Source organism: Paenibacillus sp. FSL H8-0282 (assembly GCF_037963825.1).
In the GTDB taxonomy this organism is placed as follows: Bacteria; Bacillota; Bacilli; order Paenibacillales; family Paenibacillaceae; genus Paenibacillus_AQ; species Paenibacillus_AQ odorifer.
Genome location: NZ_CP150146.1, coordinates 3,652,962 through 3,675,896, shown reverse-complemented (window position 1 = coordinate 3,675,896; position 22,935 = coordinate 3,652,962). Strand labels below are relative to the sequence as shown.

Genomic DNA, 22,935 nt, shown 5'->3' with positions numbered 1-22,935 from the left:
AGATCCTTTTCGTGGTTAGTAAGTAGAAGCTGCAAAAACAAACACAACGACGAATAATATAATAATTGCGTACATCAGCGTGCCCACAATTCCACATACCAGGCCTGCAATCGCTAGGCCTTTGCCTTGTTCATAACGATTACGGATTTCCTTCAGCGATAAGGCGGATAGAATAATCGCAATAATTCCTAACAGAAAACCAATATAAGGCACAACAATAGAGAGGATTCCCAAGACAAAACCAGCGATTGATTTACCATTCGTCGGTGCCGGAGGGGGTGGAGGCTGATAATAGTTCAAATTGTCGTTTGTTGGATAGCTCATTAAAATCACCTCCAATAGAAATTGTTATTGAATGTAGTTAATCCAGTGCTCTAGCTGCACACAAGGGACAAGCCCGATAGATTCAGCTAGACGAATGGACGCTTGATTTCTTTCAAGGACGTGATAGCGTGGAATAAAGCCTCGTTCTAACGTTTCTTGTATGGCTGTGCGAACTACCATTTTCGCGTATCCGTATCTTTGAAATGCTTCTAAAGTATGAACAGCGCCGATTTCCCAAATCTGCTCTTCATTTCGGAACGCTAGGCAGGTACTAACCGGATTGTCGCCCTGAAAGATTGAAACGGAAAACGCTCCTTTTTGGAAATATTCCTCAATTTCTTCCTTATTGTAATGGTTAGCAGCCCAAAGTGGAAGTAGTCTGTCGTCAAATGAATGATTGATTGACACCTCTTTGTCCTTACTATACCTTAACCCCTCAGTTGTGCTGTAAGAGAAAAACCCTCGAGTTTTTTCTAAAGAAAAATGCGCAGACAGTGCCTCTTGGTACTTCACATCCTGTAGTTTAAAAACAAGCTTCGCCTGTGCTGGGAGCAGTGGTAGTAAAGCTGGAAATATATCGGGGCAGCTGTAATCCAAAAATACGATGTAATCCGCTTGAGGATATACCCTATGATCATATGCGTATGCTGTGGCTGGAAGAAGTAATACAATACCCCACTGATCACCATGCTCAACTAGATGTGTTTCCATGACTTCGTGGAAGGAGTTTAACATTTTTAACAAGCTTACATTCTTTAAGGGATTCGTTTGTAATTTGTTTATGATTCGTTCGTTCTGGTGCACGTTCATCCACTCCTAGCTCAGATTTATATATTTTACTATAAATAGTACTTATGCAGATATTTATATTTTTCCCTTTACTAATCATTAATCTATTGAAGAAGGAAGGTTGACATTGACTGTTATAATATATTAGGGAAAATAAAGCTCGCTGTTTGAAGCAGCATACGTGAACGGAGGCACATAATTTCATGACACAATCTATCACAGGCGCTGCTGTTCGTGTAGGAGAAGGTCTATCTAAGCAATTCATCCTAATTCTAGCCATTGCATCAGGACTAAGCGTGGCAAATATGTATTATAATCAGCCGCTCCTAGCTGAGATAGGACGCACATTTAATGCTTCCTCTAACGCAGTGGGATATGTATCGATGCTTACTCAAATCGGCTACGCGCTGGGAATGTTATTTTTTGTTCCACTAGGTGACATTCGTGAACGCAGAACACTGATATCAGGACTTCTTATTGCTGTATCACTGTCACTAATTGGTTTCGCTACCGCACAAAACCTCACTTGGATGTATATCGCCAGCTTTGCTATCGGCATAACTACGGTGGTGCCGCAGGTCATCATTCCTCTCTCGGCTGAGTTAGCTTTACCGGAGGAGCGGGGGAAGGTTATAGGCACAGTAATGAGCGGATTGTTTTTTGGTATTTTGCTAGCAAGAACAATATCCGGAATTATAGGGGATATGTTCGGCTGGAGAGCGATGTACTGGATTGCCGCAGTAGTCATGTTATTGTTATCCCTTATTCTTTATCGGCTAATCCCGGCAACGAAACCAGACAATAATTCCTCGTACTCAGATCTGCTGAAATCAATGGGACAACTGATTCGCAGATATTCGACGCTTCGTGAGTCATCTTTAATTGGGGCTTGCATGTTTGGCGGCTTTAGTGTGTTCTGGACTTCTCTAGCTTTCTTTCTGGAAGGAGAACCTTATCACTACAGTAGCTCTATTACAGGATTGTTTGGTCTTATTGGTGTAGCAGGTGCTGCTGGTGCTCCATTTATCGGGAGGTTAGCAGACAGAATTGCTCCCAAAAAGATTGTAGGAATCCTACTGTTAATTACATTAATTGCTTACGGATTTTTTGGTTTAGCCGGATTTACGATCTGGAGTTTGATTGCTGGAGTTATTATTCTGGATCTTGGGGTACAGGGGTCACAGGTCAGTAACCAAACACGGATATATGCACTTGAACCAGCGGCTCGCAGTCGTATTAATACTGTTTTTATGGTCAGCACTTTTACAGGGGGAGCGATTGGATCCACGCTGGGAAGTTTTGCATGGCAGCATTGGGGCTGGAGTGGTGTCTGCTTAATGGGGGGAACGCTAGTTGTAGCCGCTTTATGCATATGGATCGTCTATAGAGTGATCGAGAAAGAGGATATACCAGAGATTAGCTAGAAACGGATTACAGTACCTTTTATTATACCCGGGAGGTGTTTGATCATCGCTGAGAAGACGAAAGTTATAGAGGTTGTCCCGTATAACCCAGAGTGGAAGGCAGAATTCAATAGATTAAAAGAACAGCTCTTATCTTATGTCGGAGATCTTATTATTTCTATCGAGCATGTGGGCAGTACTTCGATTGAAGGGCTAGCTGCTAAACCTATCATCGACCTTGATCTTGTGATGGACAGCTACGATGTACTCCCACAAATCATAGAACGTTTACAACAGCATGGATATGAACACCAAGGGAACTTGGGAATAGAGGGAAGAGAAGCGTTTCAAAGACTTCAGGATGATGGATTTATGAAATATCATCTGTATGTATGTCCTAAGGATGGAAAAGGCTACTTGGAGCATATCGCTTTCAGAGACTATCTGCGATCGAATACAGCAGCGCGTCAAGCGTATGCAGAGGTTAAACAACGCTTGGCAGAACAACATCGTTATGACATTGATGCTTATTGTGAAGGAAAGACAACGTTTGTTAGCTCAATTTTATCTAAAGCCATGAAAGAAACGTAAGAAAGATCAATCATTTGCCCGTTCGAAGATGATTTCGAAATTCACTGGGAGACATGCCACTCCATTTACGAAACTGCTTGGAGAAGTATAACGCGTCATTGAAACCGACCGAGGAAGAGATCTGGTCGATGGTCAGCGTGCCTCCTAGCAGTTTTTTTGCGTTATCCATACGAACCTTTAATAAATATTGTTTGGGAGACATGCCGATCTTTTGTTTAAAGACTTTAGAGAGATGCGCTCTATGATAGCCTAGAGACGATGCCATATGGTCGATACTGATCTGTTGATGAAACTGCAGAGAAATCCAACGGATCGCTTGATCGATCTGGCGGTCGATAACATCCGGTAATTCTATCGATTGAGAGGGAAGCGAACTTATGTTCGCAACGCCGAATTTGTGCACTAGCAGCCGCAGCCAACCCGAAGCTTCTAAGCTCTCCAGTCGAGGATAAGCAGATTGCTGAAAGGATAAACGAATATGTTCATATACTTTATGTATCTCTATTAGGTTATCTAAGTGGATTATTGGCTTGTCCCTTGTAATTCCCACTTCGTGTAGTAGCTGTTCAACCGCTTCCCCTTGTAAGGCCACCCATACATATGTCCACGGACGATCCATGTCTGCCTGATAGCTAAATAACGCCCCCGGAAAAATAACAAAGGTATCCCCCTTACTACATCCCTGCGAATTACTGCCACTTTGAAAAACACCTTCCCCATCAATTACTGTGTGAATGAGATAGTAATCATGAACAGAGGGGCCCATTTTATGGCCAGGAACGGGTTTGCCTTCTCCGCTGAATAATACAGATAGGTCATGATCATCGGGAGCCAGATTAAACCCTGCTGTAAAATGATAATGCTCTGAAGCCATTTACTTAGAACCTCCCCAAGATTGCTTTTATAATACATTTAGATTATAGGATTGAATATACAAATGCAACAAACGTCCATATATCTCTTGTATTTCTCCATACTCATTGGGACCGCTCTCATTTATAGTGATTAGTGAAGAGAGCAGACGGTTATGATCTGACATCCTAGTGTTTATAAGGGAATTATAGTTTACTCTATTCCATAAAACTGCGATGTTAATACCGTTCACCTCACCTATAAGGAGGAATATTTCACATGTCTAAAATTACATTTATCGGAGCGGGTAGCACCGTATTTGCCAAAAACGTGTTGGGAGATTGTATGAGAACGCCAGCCCTGCAAGGGTTTGAACTTGCCCTGTATGATATTGATCTACAACGCCTGAAAGATTCCGAGAATATGCTAAATAATATAAAAGAGAGCAGCGGCAGCACTTGTGTTGTGAAATCCTATACGGATCGTAAAGAAGCTTTGCGTGGAGCTAAATATGTCATTAATGCAATCCAAGTGGGAGGTTACGATCCTTGCACCATCACAGATTTTGAAATTCCGAAGAAATATGGCTTGCGGCAAACGATTGCGGACACAGTTGGCATAGGTGGGATTTTCCGTAACCTGCGTACTATTCCAGTGATGCTGGACTTTGCTGCGGATGTACGGGAGGTTTGTCCGGACGCACTCTTTATGAACTATACGAATCCTATGGCAGTTCTGACCAATGTGATGAATACCTATGGCGGTGTAAAGACGGTGGGATTATGTCATAGTGTGCAGCATTGTATTCCGGGCTTGTTCGAGCATCTGGGTATGGATCAGACAGGTGTTCAGGCTAAGATCGCTGGGATTAACCATATGGCTTGGTTATTGGAGGTTACTAAAGACGGCGAGGATTTGTATCCGGAAATTAAACGCCGTGCCGCTGAGAAGCAACAAGAACATCACGGAGACATGGTCCGTTATGAAATGATGCTTAAATTCGGTTACTACATTACGGAATCTTCGGAACATAACGCAGAGTATCATCCTTATTTTATCAAACGTAATTACCCAGAGCTTATCGAACGGTTTCAAATTCCACTCGACGAGTATCCACGCCGCTGTGTAGATCAAATTGAACGTTGGCAACAAATGCGTGAAGAATTGGTTAATAACAAAGAACTTAAACATGAACGTTCACATGAATATGCGTCTTATATTATGGAAGCTATCGAAACTAATGTGCCTTTCAAAATAGGTGGCAATGTTATGAATACAGGTCTTATCACTAATTTGCCAAAAGAAGCATGTGTAGAGGTCCCTTGTTTAGTAGATAGAAGCGGAGTAACTCCGACCTACGTGGGAGATCTGCCTCCACAGTGCGCCGCACTGAATCGTACAAACATTAATACACAGTTGTTAACGATCGAAGCAGCGATTACCCATAAGAAAGAGCATATCTATCACGCCGCAATGCTCGATCCACATACAGCAGCTGAATTGTCGATGGATGACATTACAAATATGTGCGACGAGCTGATCACAGCCCATGGAAACTGGCTCCCGGCGTATAAATAAATTAACTAGTTAGGACTAAGGAAGCCTGAGAAATCAGGCTTTTTTTGATTGTATTTCTACGAAAACCGAATGCTATCTTTAAAAAAGACCACGTCGTTTCTTCTTGCTTATCTGTCTAGGACAACTGGGGGACATCGGAATACACATATATGGATTATCTAAATGTGGAGGTGATCCTTTATGATCGTTGAAAGCTATACCTTAGCATCGTCCACAGCTTATGCTACTCCTTATTATGTGATTAGAGGTGAGCTTCCTGGTCCTGTCTTTATGGTGGTGTCGGGGATACATGGGAATGAGACAGGAAGTATTCGTGCCGCACAGATCATTGTAGAACATTTTAACCAGAGAAGGTTGTATATACACCGGGGCACGATCATTGTAGTACCTCTAATGAATCAAAAAGCTTACCGCAAACGGATCAGAGGTGTACCCGATTTAAATCGCACCTTTCCACGTTCTAGCAAAACGGCGGCAAAACATCCATTAGCTTCAGCTTTGCTACAGCTAGTACTAAGATATCGTCCCACCTGGTTTCTGGATCTTCATGAAGCAAATGGGTTGTCACAAAAAAATCCGAAGCGACTTGGCCAGTCGATCATCGTCACTCCGGGAAGCCGAGGAACAGGTACAGCAAAACGTGTCATCAAAGGCATTAATCGAACGATTCCCAAAACCGCTTATCATTTTAATATCCGTTTACGGGAGCGCCCCGGCTCCTCAAGGGCAGCCGTTACCCGTATATTAGGGGCTAAAGCATTTACTGTGGAAACCTGCTGGAGCCTTGATCGTGAGCTACGGATTCGCTATCAGATAGATATTGTTAGCCGTTTTTTAAAAAGTGCGGGATTATTGTGATAGAGAAAATATCTGATAACTGTGTTAGCTGGTTCTTAGATCCTAGGAATCAGCTTTTTTGCCGATACAAGAAAGGTAATTGACAACAATGGGTATAGTGTATATATTACATATATACATTGATAACACATAAACTAGGAGTGAGGGCACGATTACATGAACATATTGATATCCAACACTTCCGGTGAACCCATCTATGCACAGATTGTCAGCCAGATCCGCCAGATGATTCTGCAAGGAGAGTTAGTGTCTGGCACCCCATTACCTTCTATCCGGCTATTAGCCAAAGAGCTGCAGATTAGCGTAATTACAACGAAACGAGCCTATGAAGAACTGGAGAGAGAAGGGCTTATCAATTCAATTGTGGGGAAAGGTTCCTTTGTTTCTGGTGCAGATCAGGAGTTTATTCGGGAACAACGGCTACGGATTATGGAGAACAAAATGAAGGAGATTATCGACGAGAGTAAAATGCTGGGGATTAATTTTGCTGAGTTTAGTGAGATGTTGAAATTGCTTTATGAGGAGGAGACAGAATGAAAGAAGTCATTCAATTGGACCAAATATCTAAAAAATATGGCCATTTTAGCCTATGCGAACTTACGTTCGGTATTAAAGAAGGGTATATCACGGGGCTAATTGGACCGAATGGGGCAGGGAAAACAACATTAATAAAAATGATGATGGGGATGGTGTTTCCTGATCATGGCAGCGTCAAGATTTTTGACCAAGAGATGTCTATCCATGAAGCAGAGAATAAGGATCGGATTGGCTATGTCTCCGATGAAAATTACTTTTACGATCAATTAACCATCGATCAGATGAGTAAGATTATTGCTCCTTTTTATAGTCGTTGGGATCAAGAAACGTATAGGAAATACATAGAGATGTTCAAGCTTTCCCCGCGGAAAAAGATTAAGGAGCTCTCCAAAGGAATGAAAATGAAGTATTCGCTCGCCATTGCCTTATCACATGGTGCAGATCTGCTTATTATGGATGAACCTACTGCAGGACTTGATCCTATATTCCGAAGAGAGTTGCTTGATTTGCTTAGTGAGCATATCCAGGATGAGAAGAAGTCTATTCTTTTTTCAACGCATAATACGACTGATTTGGACCGGATCGCGGACTATATTGTTTTTGTGAACGAAGGGCACCTAGTATTTAATGAAATGAAAGAATCTCTAGCCAACAAATATATGCTGGTAAAAGGCAATAAAGAGTTGCTTGATCGGGATGTACGAAAATGGTTCATCGGGCTTAGAGAGACGGAAGTTGGTTTCGAGGGTCTTCTGAACAATCGCTCTGAGGGGGAACACTTCTTTAGAGGTCATGCCATATGCGAAACGCCTACTCTGGAAGAAATCATGTATTTTACGGTAAAGGGAAACGCTTTGTATGTTTAATCTCTTGTTGCTGATTCGAAAAGATTTTATTCTCCTGCGGAATTTTATCCCTATATTTCTCTTGAGTATCTTGTTCATCGCATATGTTCAACTGGATAACTCCAGCATGTTTGCTACTTTTCAATCTTTACTGTTGCTCGTATACTCCTGTTCTATGGATGCACAGAATAACAACACAAAGTTTGTGATAGGGTTACCAGTAAGACGGCAAGAGATTATCTTGGCTAAATACTTATCACTTATTCCTTATTGTTTCATCGGTTTGGTTTGCTCTTTAGCTTTGTTACTAATTTCCTTTTCATTTGGATATTCCATTAGCCCGTTTTATTGGATAGGGGTATCTTTAACGTTACTTATGATTCCTTTGGCTGCGTCTATTTATCTGCCGATTCATTATTGGCTTGGTTCCAAAAACTATTACTTCAATATCCTTTTTAATGTAGTAATAACGATTACCACCCTGAACACTGGATCTTCACTCTCAAATTCATCCTTTTTCTTAACAATTACCGACATAAAGCTGCAGGATCATCTGTTGTCGATTGGTTTGATAGGGATTGTTTATCTCTCCATATTGTACTGCTCTTATAGGATTTCACTACGATTGTTTAGCAAGGAAGAGTTATAAGCTAAGGAGGACGTAAAGTGTATAAATCATTTTTTTTAATTCAAAAAGACTTCATTCTTCTGCGTAAATTTCTGATGCTGCTAATCCCCTTTTTTATTTTTATAGCTTACTCGAACTATCATAGCTTCAGTTTATTTACGGTAATGCCACCCATGCTGTTATTGATAAGCTCCTGCTCAATGGATACTCAGCAGATGACGCAACGGTTTCTCGTTAATCTCCCTGTAAGGAGACAAGAGCTTGTCCGTGCCAAATATTTTTCGATCCTTCCGTATGCGCTTGTTGGGCTGGCAGCCACGTCCTTTACTTATCTCCTGATTATTGTAACAGGTAAAGCCGTAACCCCTCATTTTTGGCAAGAGGTTGGTATTACGTTATCCATTTTCCCTCTCCTTGCGATGCTTTATTTACCGATTCATTACTGGTTAGGGGCAAAGGGAGCGCAAGTGGTTAATCTTGTTTTTATGATGATTGTAATGTTTGGACCGAACGTGTTTAGCTTTTTGATCCAGTGGATACCTGATGTGAACAGATGGCTGAGTTTTGGAGTGAAAGGTACAGTCATTCCCTTTATAATCCTAGGGCTGGCTTATGTATTCTTGCTTAGCTGTTCATATATCATTTCTCTGCGGATTTTTTTGCGGAAAGATCTTTGATTCGAAGGATTTGAGATTTTGAATGAATTCATATACCATTGTCACTACAAAGATAAATAGTAGGGGAAGGGTATATAACCAATGCCTAAAATGATCTATAGCTTTCGCACAAAAATGATTATGCTGCTGATGGCCAGTATGCTTGTATCCGGTGGAATTACCTTTTCAATCTATAAAATTCTGCAGAGATATTATCGATCAGAGGTCTTATTAGAAAATCCATTGACTAAAGTTCGTTACTTGATGCGGGATATCGGTGATGTTAATGCATTTCTGATTATCTTCATTCCTTTGGCCATCTTATTCTTTTTTATATTTACTAAACCATATGCAAATTATTTCAAGGAAATCTCGAAAGGGATCCATCAGCTGGCGTCGGGTGATTTCTCGGAGCGGGTAGATATCCCATCTAAAGATGAATTCGGCCTTATTGGCCATGATATCAATCTGGCTATTGACCATCTTCAGGAAGCTATCGAGCGGGGCGACTTTGCGGAGAGCAGTAAAGATCAACTTGTATTAAATCTGGCACATGATCTGCGTACACCACTTACCTCCGTTATAGGTTATTTGGATTTTATCCTGAAGGACAATGAATTAACGCCAGAACAGACCAGACATTATACAACGATTGCTTATACTAAATCTCAACGTTTGGAAAAATTAATTGATGAGCTATTTGAAATCACAAGAATGAACTATGGTAAGCTTACGCTTGAAAAAACCTCGATCGACCTGAGTGAGCTTCTTTTGCAGTTAAATGAAGAGTTATATCCCGTTTTTGAGAAAAATGGTCTTACTTCCCGCTTGGATGTAACCCAACCTCTGAAGATAGAGGGTGACGGTGAGCTGCTGGCACGTGTATTTGAGAATCTCCTCACCAACGCAGCGCGATATGGAAGCGACGGTCAATTTATTGATATTCATGGGTATTTAGAGGAAAACGAAGTCGTTATTGAGATCATTAACTATGGAGATTGTATTGATCCGGAAGAGCTGCCGCGTATTTTTGATATGTTCTACACCGGGGATCGAGCGCGAACGCATCCCACAGGGAGTACGGGACTGGGCTTATTTATCACTAAAAACATTGTGGAACAACATGCTGGAACAGTTTCTGCACAAAGCAGTGTAGTGCGGACGATGTTTGAAGTACGGCTTCCACAAAATAATTGAGAACGAAGTCAAGTGTCGACTGAGCAGGAGTAAAACCGAGATCTATGTGATCTTGTGGTTTTACTCCTTTTTTAATGGTTTGGTCAGCAGACAGGATGAACGTTACCGGACATTTATTTGAAATTTTTAATAAATCGTGATATTATTAGCTTGCTAAGTAATTTGTAAGGCAGTACGGAGGAAATATCTGTGATAGAAGATGAGATAAGGGAACTACTGGATAGAATATCAGCGGAAATGCGTAGAGATTATGCAGAACTGCTTAGAGAACTTAATCTTCATGTGGGTCAAGAACAGTTATTATGCCGGTTATGGAGAACAGATGGAATGACACAAATACAGCTAAGTGAACGCTTGAATTGTGAGCCTCCAACCATAACAAATATGGTGAAATCTCTTGAAAATCATGGGTTTGTTGTTCGAAAAAGAGATTCTGAAGATGGCAGAGTTAGCCGAGTGTATCTAACCCCAGCCGGACGTAATCTCTGCGAACCTGTGGAACAGATCTGGAACAAACAGCTGGATAAATTACTAGCCGGAATTATACCTGAAGAACGTTTATTATTAAGAAGACTTATGAAACAAATGGCCGATAATTTAGCTTGAATCTGGAACTAATCGCCATAACCGTTAGTAAGCTAATTAAAACTAAGAAAAGAGGAACATAGATGATTACAAGTTTGACTCGCATCAATGAATTAGCTAAGAAAGAACGTGAAGTAGGCTTGACACAAGGCGAATGGGTTGAACAGATCGCATTGCGTGAAGACTATCTACGTGAAATTCGTGGACAAGTTCGTAACAGTCTTTCTGGAGTGACAATTTTAGATCCGGATGGAAATGACGTAACCCCTGAGAAGCTTCGTGCAGCGCGTAAATAATCAATGAACTAATAAGTGGAAACTACACCTTTAGATAACGTTAGATTAGCCTATGGCTGATCGACGGATATCTAGAGGTGTTTTTTGTTATATAAATCTTAACAGAAGCTTAATTCGTTATCATTAGGAGCTGTTGAAAGTTAAGAATCAATTAAACTTGCGTTACACAGGATCTAAGACTGGATTGTTAGAATGAAATAGACAAAAGATAAGGGATAACATGAAGGGGTGCAGAAGTTGGAGAAACTAAAAGAAACACCAAGGAAGGAAATGAAAGTATGAAAAAAACATTATTAATTTTACTTAAAGTAATAGTCGCTATAGTCATACTCATAGCACTTTTTCTGGTCATCGTTTTTACAGTCAATGTGATCAGCAATAAAGTGGAGAAAGGAAAAATAGAACCCTATGGTCAGCTTGTACCTGTCGACGGGAAAAAGATGAATGTTACCATACAAGGGCAAGGCAAGGAAACAGTCGTGTTACTCCCAGGGTTTGGAACCGCATCACCCGTAATTGATTTCAAACCACTTGTAGATGAACTGACTCCTTTCTATAAAGTTGTAGTAGTTGAGCCGTTTGGTTATGGACTAAGCGATGTCACCACAAAAGAACGAACGGTCGACAATATCGTGAGTGAGCTTCATGAAGCTTTACAAGAATTAAAGATAGATCGTTATATTCTGATGGGACATTCTATAGCGGGAATTTACGGACTGGACTATGTGAACAAATACGAAAACGAGGTTAGTGCATTCGTAGGCATAGACAGCAGCGTACCCACACAAGGGGGCAACGATGAAGAATTTCCATCAGGAACCTATAAGCTGCTTAAAAACTCAGGATTTATGAGATTGCTGGTAAAGCTTAATCCAGCCCAAATCGTTACACCAAGTGATGATGAGGAAACTAAAGAACAAAATAGAATGATTTCACTTAAAAACATGATGAATCCAAATATCATCAGCGAAGCAGAGCATTTTAAAAGTAATTTCAAAGCCACGGAAACATTAAATTTCCCTAAAGATCTTCCTGTTATTTTCTTCCTAGTGAAAGAAAATACGGATGTTCCAGGCTGGGAATCCCTGCATAAAGAACAGATTAAAGACTCCTTACACGGGAAATTGATGTTGCTTGATGGGGAGCATTATTTGCACCATACCCGATCTAAAGACATTGTCGAGAACTTTAGAAGCTTTATGGGAGAGATAAAGTAAGAATGGATGAGAAAAGCCTGCTAATACAGGCTTTTCTTTTTTTGTATTTTCAAATAAGTGAATCCTTTAGAAAAAAATGATAAATTTATCAAAGCAATTATGGGCACTCTATATCCTAATCTTTATTATAGGAAGGACTACCATAGTATGTGCGGAATAGCAGGAATATTAAAATATAATGGACAGCCACCACAGGAAGAAACCTTAAAACAAATGACAGGGGTTATGAATCACCGAGGCCCCAATCATGAGGGAGTATGGCTCGATTCTCACATTGGACTTGGTTTTCGCAGATTGTCTGTAATTGATTTACGTGATGGTAATCAACCGATGACGAATGAAGATCGTACCCTTTGGATTGTTTTTAATGGTGAAATCTATAATTATAAAACACTACGAGATCAGTTAAAGCTAAAAGGACATCACTTTCAGACGCAATCAGATACAGAGGTCATTGTGCATTTATTTGAGGAATACGGCAAGGACTGTGTCCATCATTTACGTGGAATGTTTAGTTTTGCGATTTGGGATCTTAAGGAACAATCTCTTTTTGCTGCTAGAGATCATTTCGGGATCAAACCTTTTTATTATTACAAAGACGAAAATAATCTTTTATTTGCTTCGGAAATTAAAAGCATACTTGCAGTGCAAGGGGTACCCAGAAAGCTTCAATATCAAAGTTTATTCAGCTACTTAACTTTTCAGTATGTCCCGCATCCTGATACGATGTTTGAACACATTCATAAATTAGGACCTGCGGAGCGATTATTTGTTAACTCGGATGGTGAAATGAAGATCGAGAAATATTGGGAACCCCATTTTCAACCGGTAGAACGATCTTTAGCAGACTATGCCGAAGAAATTCAGTGGAAATTGAAAGAGTCTGTAAACCTTCATTTACAAAGTGATGTGGATAGAGGATGTTTTTTGTCCAGTGGAATTGACTCCACCGCAATAGCTGCAATGATGAGAGCAGAAGAATCAACAAAAACCTTTTCGATTGGATTTGAAGGGCTGAACAATGAAACAATCGTCGCAAATCAAACGGCAGCCAAACTGGGGACAGATCATTATTTTCACATTTTATCGCAAAAAGATTTTTTTGAAAGTATCCCGAAAACGGTCTGGCATCTAGATGAGCCTGTTGCAGATCCTTCCGCTATTGCACTCTATCATCTAAACCAGCTTGCAAAAGAACATGTAACGGTTGTCCTATCAGGGGAAGGCGCTGACGAATTATTCGGAGGGTATAGAATCTATAGAGAGCCAAATGCATTAAGACCGATAACCTGGATGCCTAACTTCATAAAGGATTCGTTACGAAAATCATTATCTGTATATCCCTATCATTTTTATGGCAAAAATTATTTACTTCGGGGTCTGACACCTTTAGAAGAGCGTTTTTTCGGAAATGCTAATATTTTTAACAAAAGCGGTAAAATGAACTTGCTTCACGAATCGGTACACGCTCAGAATAGCTTTTTACATCCCATGGATATCGTTAAGCCTTTTTATGATAAGACAGCTCACCTAGACCCTACGACAAGAATGCAGTTTATTGATCTGAATTTTTGGTTACCTGGAGACATTTTATCAAAAGCAGATAAGCTGTCCATGGCACATTCATTAGAATTAAGAGTCCCGTTTTTAGATAAAGAGGTTTTCGAGACAGCTAGTAAAATACCTGTGTCCAATCGGATTGGCCAAAAAACAACAAAACTTGCTTTGCGTAAAGCTATGGAAGGAATCGTTCCGGAAGCTATTGTAAATCGACCTAAACTAGGATTTCCCGTACCCATTCGTGATTGGCTCAAAACTCCAATTTCAGATATAATGTTCGAACAAATACGATATAGTGGCATTGAAGAAATATTCAATATGAATATCATCGAAGAGATGTTTACCCAGCATCGGAGTAATAAAGGCGACTATTCGCGTAGAATATGGATAATTTACATTTTTTCAGTATGGTACACTCTTTTTATAAAAGAAGACCTGAAGCAATTAAACAGTGCCGTGTTGTAATGGGGGAGTGATTCGTTGAATATTGAGGAATATGCATGGAATAAACATGAACAGCAATTAAGAGAAACTAACATGTTTACTTATACTAGTCCAAAGATAAAGATTGTAGATAACCATGAATTAAGAAATCGGCTTGAAGAAACGCTTGAAGAGCTGCCGCAGAAGTTTCTGGCCAAATGGGCTTTGAAAGTAGCAGTTGAGCACCTGGATCATCTGGTCCAGCAGCTTGTAAATGACCCCCGGATTGATTTAGGTATAGAAACGCTAGAAAAGCGTATAACTGGTGAGATTAGAGCCTTTGACTTAAGAAAAGTTGGATTTATTGTCAATGAATTAGCCAAAGAGTCCACAACCGAGGCTAGTAAGTATGCTGCCCGTTCTTTTGCACAAGCCATTGCAACTGGACATATGCGAGGACACGCTATGGTTTGCAGTGACTATGCAGTAAAACTGGTGAATTACATATCAGATCATTCTTCAGTTGCAGAGGCAGCTACTAAAGAACGGGAAAGACAATTAAGGATAGCTGAAGAGTTACTTTGTAATTGAAGGTTTAAAGATGAACATGTATGAGGATGATTCTAAAAGTTAAATAATGGGAAAAGTTAACTTTTTATATAATCGAGAGTTATGTAATCTAATGCAAACAATAAAACATTATTAGTACTTAAAGTTTTATGCGAGACTTGATGAGCTTTAAAGCTTAATACTCGTTTTAGATAATACGATTACTAAATAAGAATCAATTGCTTAGGAAAGGGCAGCTATTTTGAACAGGTTTGAACATTGATTAGATATCAGTATGGATAGCTAATTAGTAATATTATGGATCTACTTGGTTGCTTCCATTAATTTATATACTACTTACTCACAAAACCCGTATTTTGTACATATGTCACTAAGATGCGTTCTACTTAGATTATACATAGTTCTATATGGATTTGTCTGAGGACAAGAACTTGTACCCATTGACGATTTACGGTGTTCTTCCCTTCATACTAAAAACGCTTCTTTATTATAAATAAAAACCCGTTAATTTTCAAAAGATGAAAAATAAACGGGTTTTAAAAACTTAATCTTTTTACATATTTATCAACTGACTTTTGTAGCTTTAAGTTCTCTGATTTTAAATGGATGACCAATATAATCCTGCGATGCTAAGGGTTCCTTAGATATAGCTCGATTTTCGTTCTGTTATTTTTATAAGATCCCTCCCCTTTCTCGCAGTAAAAAATCAATTCGGATTAAATACAAATTGCTTTTTCATTGAATACTGTGCTCCGGTACCTGAAGTATGTTGGGGATGACTCGATAATCACCTGTAGAACCTTAATTTGGATGTCATAATCTAGTTGAATCACGAAGCGGGAGCATTCGATATTCAGGTAATGATGAAGAAGCTCCACTTCCTTATCCAATGCAATATAGTCTCACCTTTGTCCAGAGCAAGCCGATAATACCGTGCGGACAATTTGGAGATTCGTTCAGTCTCCTGGACCTTCTCCTTTCGTGCATTCCATGAGATCAGTACCAGCGTTAATATAGAAAATGCTGACGCAAAGGCCCCCATTTCCACTTTACGCTTGAGTTGTTCGGTCTCTCAAGTCGTTTGAATCGGAAGCTATGGCGGGAAAACCAGCATGTACTGAACCAGTTCCGATGAATACCGCAGATCTTCCTATCGTAGAGTAATTGAAAACACTCATTTTCATGGAGCTGCACTCTAACTAGTAAAACGTTGGAGTGCAGCTCCAGTTATATGTAATGCGTCAGAACATCCAGTGCTTTTAGCTGACGAGCTGCGTAATACGAAAATTACATGTCGTAGATTGAGTGAGCACGCTTCTGTTTTATTAGTTACCTATATAATTTGACTCGCTAACTTCATTTTTGACCTGTATATAAAACAAAAAGGCATCAAGATTTGCTGTCCTGATACCTTTGAATTCTCCTGTATGAAATTCCCGTTTCTCCTTCAGATCAAGGCTATCCTTGGTTTCTTTTTATAACCAGAATAGATCTCTAAGAAAATTAAGCAACCGTTCCCCAGCTTTAATACCGAGAAACGGTTGCTGTTTAAAAGGGACTTTTTAAGTTTGTCTTCTTGATTGGGTGTGTATGACCAACTATGCGACTTCTGTTGTTATTGTCGTCCGACATCATTTCTCGTACTACATTTTATATTCAACCTTTTGGCGGTTTATTATAGTCTTTCCTCATGTCACTCATAAGATGTTCCGTATAATAGACAGATTACTTCCTGTCTATTATGGGATGATTTCATTACTTATACGTCAGCTTGTTTTTTTAATCTTCGAGCTCTTTGATGATTTTCGGATATTTCTTATCCAAATCATTAAAATACAACAGGTGAAGATCGGGGATCTGATGGTAGTTGGGCGGTATATGGATCGGATTCGAGCGATTGAGCCTCTCCGGACAACGCCTGCTGGCACCGTTTTTTGGGATATTCAGATGCTAGGTTTGAGGGGGACCTCGGCGGCAAGAAAAATTCGGACGATCATGCCTCAAGCGCGAATTGTATTTACTACGGCGTAATCGGAGTATACGTTAGAAGCGTTTGAAATTCAATCTATCGACTATAAGCTATATCTGAACGTCAAGTCCGTACGGATGCGAATTTCGGCAAGCACCCTATATTCAGTGCCTCGGGGGAATTTCATATTCATTTGCCGTATACCGAAAGCAGGCAACTATCATGGAAAACGAGCAAGGAGAAGGAGATTAACGCTTTTTTGATCCACTAAATAGGGAAAGCTGTGAATGGCACGCTTTTGATAAAGTCGCTTTGGCCGGGGTTACAAAATTCAAAGTATCGCTTTTAAAGACCTTAGCAATTATTTATTTTTTGATAAATTGCATGATTCCTTTAGGAAAAGTATCCTCTACCTCTGTTCTTTTATCATACAGATTGTACCAAGCCTCAGCCACTTGATCAGGATCAAAACTTGTACCCTGTTTGATTAAAGGACTAATGGATAAATGGCCCACAAATACTCCAAGAGGAAGCAAACGCTCGTGTAAACTAAGAATATAGTTTCGGAGTCCAGACATGGCGATACCCGAATTTCCAAACATCGAGCTTGGACTCATTGCGGAAAGATCGCTTGTGAAAAGAAGTGCTCCTTCACCCCGTTCAATCATTTCTGGAAAGACTTGTCTAGCTGTATTAATAGCTCCGATGACAACATTGTTAAAAAATTGAAGTGCGCTCTCATCAGTCGTTTCCAGAACAGATGTTGTAGTAACATTTCCACTATGCGGGCTAAACTCCAAGACATCGATTGTACCGAACGTATTCTTAATTTCTTGAAAAGCTCTCATAAGTTGCATTTTGTTAGTGATATCGGCAGCAAAACCCTGAGCTTCAATTCCCATCTCACCAAGCTGCTCTGCATATTTGTCCAATTTCTCCTGTGTTCTTGAAACTAGGGCGATACGGAAACCGTTTTTTCCAAAAGTCTTGGCCAGCGAGAATCCCAGACCTGGTCCTGCACCGATAATAACCATTGTTTTCAATGTATACTCACCTTCCATAGAGACATTAATAGTCATGATATAGCCCAACATTGCCAAAAAGAGTTGCATAAGAGTTCAAAACCATATCAACCTTCTTCTATTCTCTGAAACAAAACGATTGGTTTTCGTGACTTCAATCGCAAATGGGAGTCAATTTCCTATAGATACAAATACTCTTCTGTACGATTATTTGTATCTAATTTAGACAGTGGAAGCCCTCCCGGCTTCTCCTACTTGATAACGATCTTCAGACATTGAACCTATTTAGCTAATGTCTCATCAGGACTACTCCTCCCTCATTTGTCAGTGTCCATCTTTCACTTTCTCTAAACGAATAAAAAACTTCTTTAATTCTGTATTCACAGTCTCTTGTGCTCAAAATGATCTTATCACATAAGAAAAAATATATAAAGTTGAGTTACTTGACTTTACATTATTGTTCGCTTATATTTGTCCTTGTAAGTATCTTGCGATGGAGGTTTTAACATGACTAGACTTAATGGTAAACGAGCACTTATTACGGGTGGCACCAGCGGAATTGGCTTGGAGACAGCCAAACAATTTCTGGCTGAAGGTGCTGAATTGATTGTCACCGGAGTAACTCCGGCAAATGTAGAAAAAACGCAAAAGGAACTTGGAAATCAAGTCCTTGTGCTTCAGGCAGATTCCCGAGACCTCAATGCTCAACGTCAACTGGCTGATCGAGTTGAACAACATTTTGGTAAACTGGATATTGCCTTTTTAAACGCAGGCGTATCTGACTGGCGTCCATTCGAGCAAATCGATGAAGAAGCCTTTGACCGCTTGTTTGCCATCAACGTAAAAGCTCCATTTTTCTTAATGCAGGCATTAACTCCAGTGATGGCGAACCCATCCTCTATCGTTTTAATGGGATCGAGCAGTTCTCATGCCGGATATGCACATTCCAATGCTTATGCGGCTACTAAAGGCGCCATTTCCACTCTGACCAAAGCCTGGAATTCCGACTTATTATCGTCTCACGGAATTCGCTTCAATACTGTGAGTCCTGGACCGATTGATACCCCGCTTTACGATAAGAACAAGCTAGGCGTGTCTGACGAAATTCGTGAGATGGTTATTAACCGCATTCGTGACGGGATTCCGGCTGGACGCATGGGTACTGCCGAAGAGATTGCCAAAGCTGTTGTTTATCTGGCTTCGGATGAGTCACGCTTCACCATTGGCGTTGACTTGGTTCTGGATGGCGCTCAAACGATTCTCTAATAGGTTAGCCCTATTGCTGCTTAAGCCCTCCGAGGGTGCTTAGGCAGCTTTTTCTTTTAGAACACGATCAACTGTTGTATAGTAGTGAAGAGGGTGCTATCCCTCTGATAAGACTTAAATCCAACTTTGGAGTGGAATTATGGGAACTAAATCAACTTACCATGAACGTATAAAGGAAGAAAAAAGGGCGTGCGCGATTGCCGCTGCACAAGAACTGTTTTTTGAAAAAGGGTATGCGCGGACTACTTTAGCTCAGATTGCAAAACTTGCTGGTCTCTCTACAGGTACACTTTTCAATCATTTCCCGACGAAGGAATTGATTTTTGAAACCATCGTCAAGCATTTTTGGGAGCTTGATCCCGAATGGGACTTTCCACCGGAGCTCGGCTCTCCCCTGCAAGGATTAATAAAGTTCGGACGAGACTACGCATGCGTGCTGACTCGTGATGGAATGGCTCCTTTATTCCGGGTCGTCATTGCAGAAGCCAAGCAGTTCCCCGAGCTCAGTCTTTTTCATTATGAACTGGGCGAAGGCGCCGTGCATCAGAAATTGACGCAATATTTAGTAGATGAAGTTCAATTGGGTAATATAAATCTGCCGCATGCATCAAAAACGGCCAACGAATTTATGAGTCTTATTTCCGGGCAGGTGCTATGGCCAAAAATGTTGCTGCTTGATTTCAGTATTTCACGAGAGCAGGCTTTTCAAATAGCGGATGAGGCTGCTCATACGATTATAAACAAGTATGCCGATTAAAAAGACGAATACGAGAGATCTCCCAATATGAGACTCCCTCGTATTCGTTTATTTACGTTCTTTGTAGAAATGAAGAACCATCAGGGTTTATTGATTATCACCGTATTTTTAGAGCGACTTTTGCTTCAGAGAACTCACCTCTATCTGTGATGCGGTTCTCCGCACTTTCTGTCATAATCCAACCTTTAGCGTGGTAGCCACTCAATAGAGACTCACAATCTACTTAGATATACATCTAATATGCAATCGGACTATATTCTTGTCCATTCCGGTAATCGGTACAAGTTCTTGTCCCTCGACAGGATGATTGTCTCACAATCTAGAAGTTTATATTATTTGATCTATTTATCACTTCCTCTTCCGAGTTCCGAGCAATAACCACATCATTAATTAGAGCCTTGCGATCTTTGCTGCGTTCTATAGATATCCCCAAAAGTTCCGACAACAATTGTAAGTCTCTTTTGAAGAGTACTATTATTTTTTAACTAATCAGCGGAAAACGAATCATAACTGTCGTACCACACCCTACCCCGCTGCTAATGTGGACAGTACCTTGATGTTGATTGACGATCCAACGTGCGATCGATAGCCCTAAACCTGCTCAGTGATCCCCTCTACTTCTAGAGGAATCTCCCTTATAAAAGCGATTAAATACGAGTGGTAATTCATGTTCCGAAATACCCACTCCGTTATCCTTGACGGTTACAAGAACTGATTTCCCCTGCCTAAGACACTCAAGATCGATTTGCCCATCCGCCTGCGTATATTTTAATGGCATTGTCCAACAAAATCATGAACAACTGTATGAGACGATTCTCATCTCCATTCATGAGCAATTCCGAGCCTTCGACATGAAGCTGTACCCGCAACTGCTTGTAATCCATTATTTGCTCCATTTTTTTGGCGATCTCTTTAATGATGTCGTCAATTCGCACAGGTTTGCATGAGATAACTTCCTCATGTGAATCGCCTCTTGCCAGAAGAAGTAGGCCGTCTACCATGTTGCTCATTCTTTTGGTTTCTTTCAGAATGGCTGAAATTGGAGCACTTTCTTCCTCGATCGTATGATCGGGATGGCGTAACAATATTTGTGTTTGCCCTCGGACGACCGAGGGCGGACTTCTCAACTCGTGAGAGGCATCTGCAACGAATTGCTGCTGCTTATCCCAAGCCTTCTGAATTGGTATGAGCGCCCGTCTAGCCAAAGAGTAACCTGCGATGATAGATAATAACGCGCCGACACCGATTCTGTATGGACCTCAGCCGCTCCATGTCGATTTGAAGTTCATCTCCTCATCGGAGCTGGCAGTACGAGTCGAGAATCCGCTCGTACTTTGGGAGCGCGACAATTCGCTCCATTCAATAATCACCGAGACATCACCTTCGTACCCTACCCCTACTCCTCAATGGATTGAGGATCGGTTCTGGGTATGGGTGCATTATGGAGCAACGAAGTTAGGCAGAGGAGAACTATTCGAGTTCATTGATTTGCTCTCTTACATACGAAGTGCCGTGCTCGGGTCCCTGATTCTTATGGATATCCGGCATCTTCCGTCAGGAGTACGTAGGCTGGAGCAATATGCCGCTCACGAAATAGAAGAGCTTAAAGAGACACTTCCGCTCCACGACGCCTCAAGTAGTTACCACGCGCTGAAATTCTCCATAAAAATTTATAGAAGATTGCGTCAAGATACTGAAGGACTGATACGCAGGAAAACTGCTGAGCAAGCTGCTATCGCATATCTCGATTCTGTATACGATAGCGTACGCAAATGATGTCTTGTCGCAGAGACATATTGGAATGTTACCGGATCGGAAACAGCATTAGTGACATACAACATTAATCTAACGGAGAAGTACGACAAGTTCTGCTATAAGCACCAAACAGTGTGAAAAGCAGAAGATTACTTCAGTAATCTTAACTTTACAACCGAGGTTGGGAATGACGGAACCATGTATCCCGAAACCCTCCCGCCAATAATCCTGCGTACGTCATGTTTTACAGAACATGAGGTTTGAAGTACAGGTAGATTCGGTGGTAAGAACGTTCAAACAGACTGAACTGACGAACTTCCGAATGTACAGGTCTAAAGTTAGAGCATATGGAAACATATGCACCATCAAACGATGGGGTGGCGTTTGAAATCCGGCTTGATGTCCGTGGCGGCGATTCCTTCAGCCGGCTCGGCTTCATGGTACATGAAAAAGGCGTCCGCAAAGATCACGCCCCAATCCGAGTTTGCATTGTCAACGATCTCCACATACAGCCTTTTGCCCAAATATTCGGAAAGATCCGCCTTATATTGCTCCATATTGGCAAGCCGCAAGCCCTGATCGGGATTTGGGAAGCCAACGTCAGCGAAGGCGCTATTGCCATACCGGGCAATGACTTGCCCTGTCTCGGCTTCCACGATATTTATATATGCCTTTTTTGGATTTTTTGCACCGGCAAGCTTGAAGCTGATCCAGCCGCTGCCGCCTAGCTTGAAGGTGCTGGAACGAAGCACGCCAGTCGCAGCCTCGTCATGCTTCCAGCCATTTAAATGAAAGGAACCTTCCTGGTTGTACGGAATTTGTTCCCCCCACCAAGTGGTTTCGTCCGATACACTGTCCTGACCGAACGCTTGGCCTTTGACAACCGTCCAGCCTGACATATCTCCAGTTTCAAAGCCTGGATTCTCAATTTGATAGACCGTATCCGTTACGGATGATCCCAAACCATTACTTGTATTTTGGTAGACCGTATCTGTAACTGACGATCCTATGTCCGCCTTTAGATCAGAAGCTTCCCCACCTTCCAATACAACTCCTGCTGCGGCTGTACCCTGGATTGCCGGAGTCATAAGCTGAAGAGCCATAACCCCAACAACCATTTTGAAGATCCAAGATTTACTACTGTTGGCATCCCTCATTAACAAGCCTCCTTAGTCACTTTTTATTCACGCCAAAATAAAGCGCTTCCATTTAGCGATTTACTTATTTGAGGCGTTTTTTTTCTTCAAGGGGTAAGGA

23 protein-coding genes are annotated in these 22,935 nt (G+C 41.0%); 17 read left to right on the top strand and 6 right to left on the bottom strand.

Features of this window, described 5'->3' with window-relative positions; translation table 11 throughout:
• Positions 1-15: 15 nt before the first annotated feature.
• Together NST94_RS15740 and NST94_RS15735 are read right to left on the bottom strand one after the other, a co-directional pair.
• Positions 16-324, bottom strand: coding sequence for a DUF4190 domain-containing protein (locus NST94_RS15740; protein WP_076218054.1), 309 nt, complete (start codon positions 322-324; stop codon positions 16-18).
• A gap of 24 nt (positions 325-348) precedes the next feature.
• Positions 349-1,035, bottom strand: coding sequence for a GNAT family N-acetyltransferase (locus NST94_RS15735; protein ID WP_175620034.1), 687 nt, complete (start codon positions 1,033-1,035; stop codon positions 349-351).
• A gap of 281 nt (positions 1,036-1,316) precedes the next feature.
• Here NST94_RS15735 and NST94_RS15730 point away from each other — a divergent pair, with 281 nt between their 5' ends.
• Both NST94_RS15730 and NST94_RS15725 read left to right on the top strand, forming a co-directional pair.
• Positions 1,317-2,537, top strand: coding sequence for an MFS transporter (locus NST94_RS15730; protein WP_076106745.1), 1,221 nt, complete (start codon positions 1,317-1,319; stop codon positions 2,535-2,537).
• Positions 2,538-2,582: 45 nt separating this feature from the next.
• Positions 2,583-3,107, top strand: a complete 525-nt coding sequence (locus NST94_RS15725) for a GrpB family protein (protein ID WP_076184982.1) — start codon at positions 2,583-2,585, stop codon at positions 3,105-3,107.
• A 10-nt stretch (positions 3,108-3,117) separates the two neighbouring features.
• Here NST94_RS15725 and NST94_RS15720 read toward each other — a convergent pair whose 3' ends face one another.
• Positions 3,118-3,981, bottom strand: a complete 864-nt coding sequence (locus NST94_RS15720; protein WP_076184850.1) for an AraC family transcriptional regulator — start codon at positions 3,979-3,981, stop codon at positions 3,118-3,120.
• 257 nt (positions 3,982-4,238) lie between these two features.
• Here NST94_RS15720 and NST94_RS15715 point away from each other — a divergent pair, with 257 nt between their 5' ends.
• The 12 genes from NST94_RS15715 (at position 4,239) to NST94_RS15660 (ending at position 16,940) form a co-directional block, all read left to right on the top strand.
• Positions 4,239-5,537: an alpha-glucosidase/alpha-galactosidase gene (locus NST94_RS15715; RefSeq protein ID WP_076303657.1), complete on the top strand. Its 1,299-nt coding sequence runs from the start codon at positions 4,239-4,241 to the stop codon at positions 5,535-5,537.
• 180 nt (positions 5,538-5,717) lie between these two features.
• The gene (locus tag NST94_RS15710; protein WP_076126632.1) at positions 5,718-6,395 is read left to right on the top strand and encodes a succinylglutamate desuccinylase/aspartoacylase family protein; all 678 of its coding nucleotides are present in this window, start codon (positions 5,718-5,720) and stop codon (positions 6,393-6,395) included.
• Between the two features lie 156 nt (positions 6,396-6,551).
• Complete coding sequence (locus tag NST94_RS15705) at positions 6,552-6,932, top strand: GntR family transcriptional regulator (RefSeq protein ID WP_076126630.1); 381 nt, start codon at positions 6,552-6,554, stop codon at positions 6,930-6,932.
• Positions 6,929-7,798 carry an ABC transporter ATP-binding protein gene (locus tag NST94_RS15700; RefSeq protein ID WP_076126629.1) on the top strand — a complete coding sequence of 290 codons (870 nt, stop codon included), beginning with the start codon at positions 6,929-6,931 and terminating at the stop codon, positions 7,796-7,798. The genes NST94_RS15705 and NST94_RS15700 overlap by 4 nt, the downstream gene beginning before the upstream one ends.
• A 645-nt stretch (positions 7,799-8,443) precedes the next feature.
• A complete protein-coding gene (locus NST94_RS15695) occupies positions 8,444-9,082 on the top strand; it encodes an ABC-2 transporter permease (protein ID WP_076218050.1) in 639 nt (212 codons plus the stop codon).
• Between the two features lie 81 nt (positions 9,083-9,163).
• The gene (locus tag NST94_RS15690; protein WP_036676951.1) at positions 9,164-10,258 is read left to right on the top strand and encodes a HAMP domain-containing sensor histidine kinase; all 1,095 of its coding nucleotides are present in this window, start codon (positions 9,164-9,166) and stop codon (positions 10,256-10,258) included.
• Between the two features lie 189 nt (positions 10,259-10,447).
• Positions 10,448-10,864 (top strand): MarR family transcriptional regulator, encoded by a 417-nt coding sequence (locus tag NST94_RS15685; protein ID WP_248548678.1) that lies wholly within the window; start codon positions 10,448-10,450, stop codon positions 10,862-10,864.
• A 62-nt stretch (positions 10,865-10,926) separates the two neighbouring features.
• Positions 10,927-11,139, top strand: a complete 213-nt coding sequence (locus tag NST94_RS15680; protein WP_036676956.1) for a DUF896 domain-containing protein — start codon at positions 10,927-10,929, stop codon at positions 11,137-11,139.
• Between the two features lie 278 nt (positions 11,140-11,417).
• The gene (locus NST94_RS15675; RefSeq protein WP_076218049.1) at positions 11,418-12,356 is read left to right on the top strand and encodes an alpha/beta hydrolase; all 939 of its coding nucleotides are present in this window, start codon (positions 11,418-11,420) and stop codon (positions 12,354-12,356) included.
• A 147-nt stretch (positions 12,357-12,503) separates the two neighbouring features.
• Positions 12,504-14,381, top strand: a complete 1,878-nt coding sequence (gene asnB / locus NST94_RS15670; RefSeq protein ID WP_339282151.1) for an asparagine synthase (glutamine-hydrolyzing) — start codon at positions 12,504-12,506, stop codon at positions 14,379-14,381.
• 15 nt (positions 14,382-14,396) lie between these two features.
• Positions 14,397-14,930, top strand: coding sequence for a putative immunity protein (locus NST94_RS15665; RefSeq protein WP_081387607.1), 534 nt, complete (start codon positions 14,397-14,399; stop codon positions 14,928-14,930).
• 1,683 nt (positions 14,931-16,613) lie between these two features.
• On the top strand, positions 16,614-16,940 hold the full coding sequence (locus tag NST94_RS15660) for a hypothetical protein (RefSeq protein ID WP_339281063.1): 327 nt from the start codon (positions 16,614-16,616) through the stop codon (positions 16,938-16,940).
• 303 nt (positions 16,941-17,243) lie between these two features.
• Here the strand turns inward: NST94_RS15660 and NST94_RS15655 are convergent, their stop codons facing one another.
• On the bottom strand, positions 17,244-17,957 hold the full coding sequence (locus NST94_RS15655; RefSeq protein ID WP_339281062.1) for an SDR family NAD(P)-dependent oxidoreductase: 714 nt from the start codon (positions 17,955-17,957) through the stop codon (positions 17,244-17,246).
• Between the two features lie 450 nt (positions 17,958-18,407).
• Here NST94_RS15655 and NST94_RS15650 point away from each other — a divergent pair, with 450 nt between their 5' ends.
• Together NST94_RS15650 and NST94_RS15645 are read left to right on the top strand one after the other, a co-directional pair.
• On the top strand, positions 18,408-19,166 hold the full coding sequence (locus NST94_RS15650) for an SDR family oxidoreductase (protein WP_076302996.1): 759 nt from the start codon (positions 18,408-18,410) through the stop codon (positions 19,164-19,166).
• Between the two features lie 139 nt (positions 19,167-19,305).
• A complete protein-coding gene (locus NST94_RS15645) occupies positions 19,306-19,923 on the top strand; it encodes a TetR/AcrR family transcriptional regulator (protein WP_076302995.1) in 618 nt (205 codons plus the stop codon).
• A gap of 734 nt (positions 19,924-20,657) precedes the next feature.
• Here the strand turns inward: NST94_RS15645 and NST94_RS15640 are convergent.
• On the bottom strand, positions 20,658-21,128 hold the full coding sequence (locus NST94_RS15640) for a HAMP domain-containing sensor histidine kinase (protein WP_076302994.1): 471 nt from the start codon (positions 21,126-21,128) through the stop codon (positions 20,658-20,660).
• Positions 21,129-21,141: 13 nt separating this feature from the next.
• On the opposite strand from NST94_RS15640, the gene NST94_RS15635 reads away from it, so the two are divergent.
• Positions 21,142-21,699, top strand: coding sequence for a hypothetical protein (locus tag NST94_RS15635; RefSeq protein WP_076302993.1), 558 nt, complete (start codon positions 21,142-21,144; stop codon positions 21,697-21,699).
• Positions 21,700-22,043: 344 nt separating this feature from the next.
• On the opposite strand, the gene NST94_RS15630 is transcribed toward NST94_RS15635, so the two are convergent.
• Positions 22,044-22,835 (bottom strand): hypothetical protein, encoded by a 792-nt coding sequence (locus NST94_RS15630; RefSeq protein ID WP_076184857.1) that lies wholly within the window; start codon positions 22,833-22,835, stop codon positions 22,044-22,046.
• Positions 22,836-22,935 lie beyond the last annotated feature (100 nt).

Excerpts from the sequence above, each read along its gene's own strand:
- NST94_RS15735 (WP_175620034.1), bottom strand. The coding sequence starts at position 1,035 with ATGGAAACACATCTAGTTGAGCATGGTGATCAGTGGGGTATTGTATTA.
- NST94_RS15650 (WP_076302996.1), top strand. The coding sequence starts at position 18,408 with ATGACTAGACTTAATGGTAAACGAGCACTTATTACGGGTGGCACCAGC.
- NST94_RS15630 (WP_076184857.1), bottom strand. The coding sequence starts at position 22,835 with ATGAGGGATGCCAACAGTAGTAAATCTTGGATCTTCAAAATGGTTGTT.
- NST94_RS15730 (WP_076106745.1), top strand. The coding sequence starts at position 1,317 with ATGACACAATCTATCACAGGCGCTGCTGTTCGTGTAGGAGAAGGTCTA.
- NST94_RS15645 (WP_076302995.1), top strand. The coding sequence starts at position 19,306 with ATGGGAACTAAATCAACTTACCATGAACGTATAAAGGAAGAAAAAAGG.
- NST94_RS15655 (WP_339281062.1), bottom strand. The coding sequence starts at position 17,957 with ATGACTATTAATGTCTCTATGGAAGGTGAGTATACATTGAAAACAATG.
- NST94_RS15675 (WP_076218049.1), top strand. The coding sequence starts at position 11,418 with ATGAAAAAAACATTATTAATTTTACTTAAAGTAATAGTCGCTATAGTC.
- asnB (WP_339282151.1), top strand. The coding sequence starts at position 12,504 with ATGTGCGGAATAGCAGGAATATTAAAATATAATGGACAGCCACCACAG.
- NST94_RS15710 (WP_076126632.1), top strand. The coding sequence starts at position 5,718 with ATGATCGTTGAAAGCTATACCTTAGCATCGTCCACAGCTTATGCTACT.
- NST94_RS15680 (WP_036676956.1), top strand. The coding sequence starts at position 10,927 with ATGATTACAAGTTTGACTCGCATCAATGAATTAGCTAAGAAAGAACGT.
- NST94_RS15635 (WP_076302993.1), top strand. The coding sequence starts at position 21,142 with ATGATAGATAATAACGCGCCGACACCGATTCTGTATGGACCTCAGCCG.
- NST94_RS15700 (WP_076126629.1), top strand. The coding sequence starts at position 6,929 with ATGAAAGAAGTCATTCAATTGGACCAAATATCTAAAAAATATGGCCAT.
- NST94_RS15740 (WP_076218054.1), bottom strand. The coding sequence starts at position 324 with ATGAGCTATCCAACAAACGACAATTTGAACTATTATCAGCCTCCACCC.
- NST94_RS15715 (WP_076303657.1), top strand. The coding sequence starts at position 4,239 with ATGTCTAAAATTACATTTATCGGAGCGGGTAGCACCGTATTTGCCAAA.
- NST94_RS15705 (WP_076126630.1), top strand. The coding sequence starts at position 6,552 with ATGAACATATTGATATCCAACACTTCCGGTGAACCCATCTATGCACAG.
- NST94_RS15690 (WP_036676951.1), top strand. The coding sequence starts at position 9,164 with ATGCCTAAAATGATCTATAGCTTTCGCACAAAAATGATTATGCTGCTG.
- NST94_RS15720 (WP_076184850.1), bottom strand. The coding sequence starts at position 3,981 with ATGGCTTCAGAGCATTATCATTTTACAGCAGGGTTTAATCTGGCTCCC.
- NST94_RS15660 (WP_339281063.1), top strand. The coding sequence starts at position 16,614 with ATGTTCCGTATAATAGACAGATTACTTCCTGTCTATTATGGGATGATT.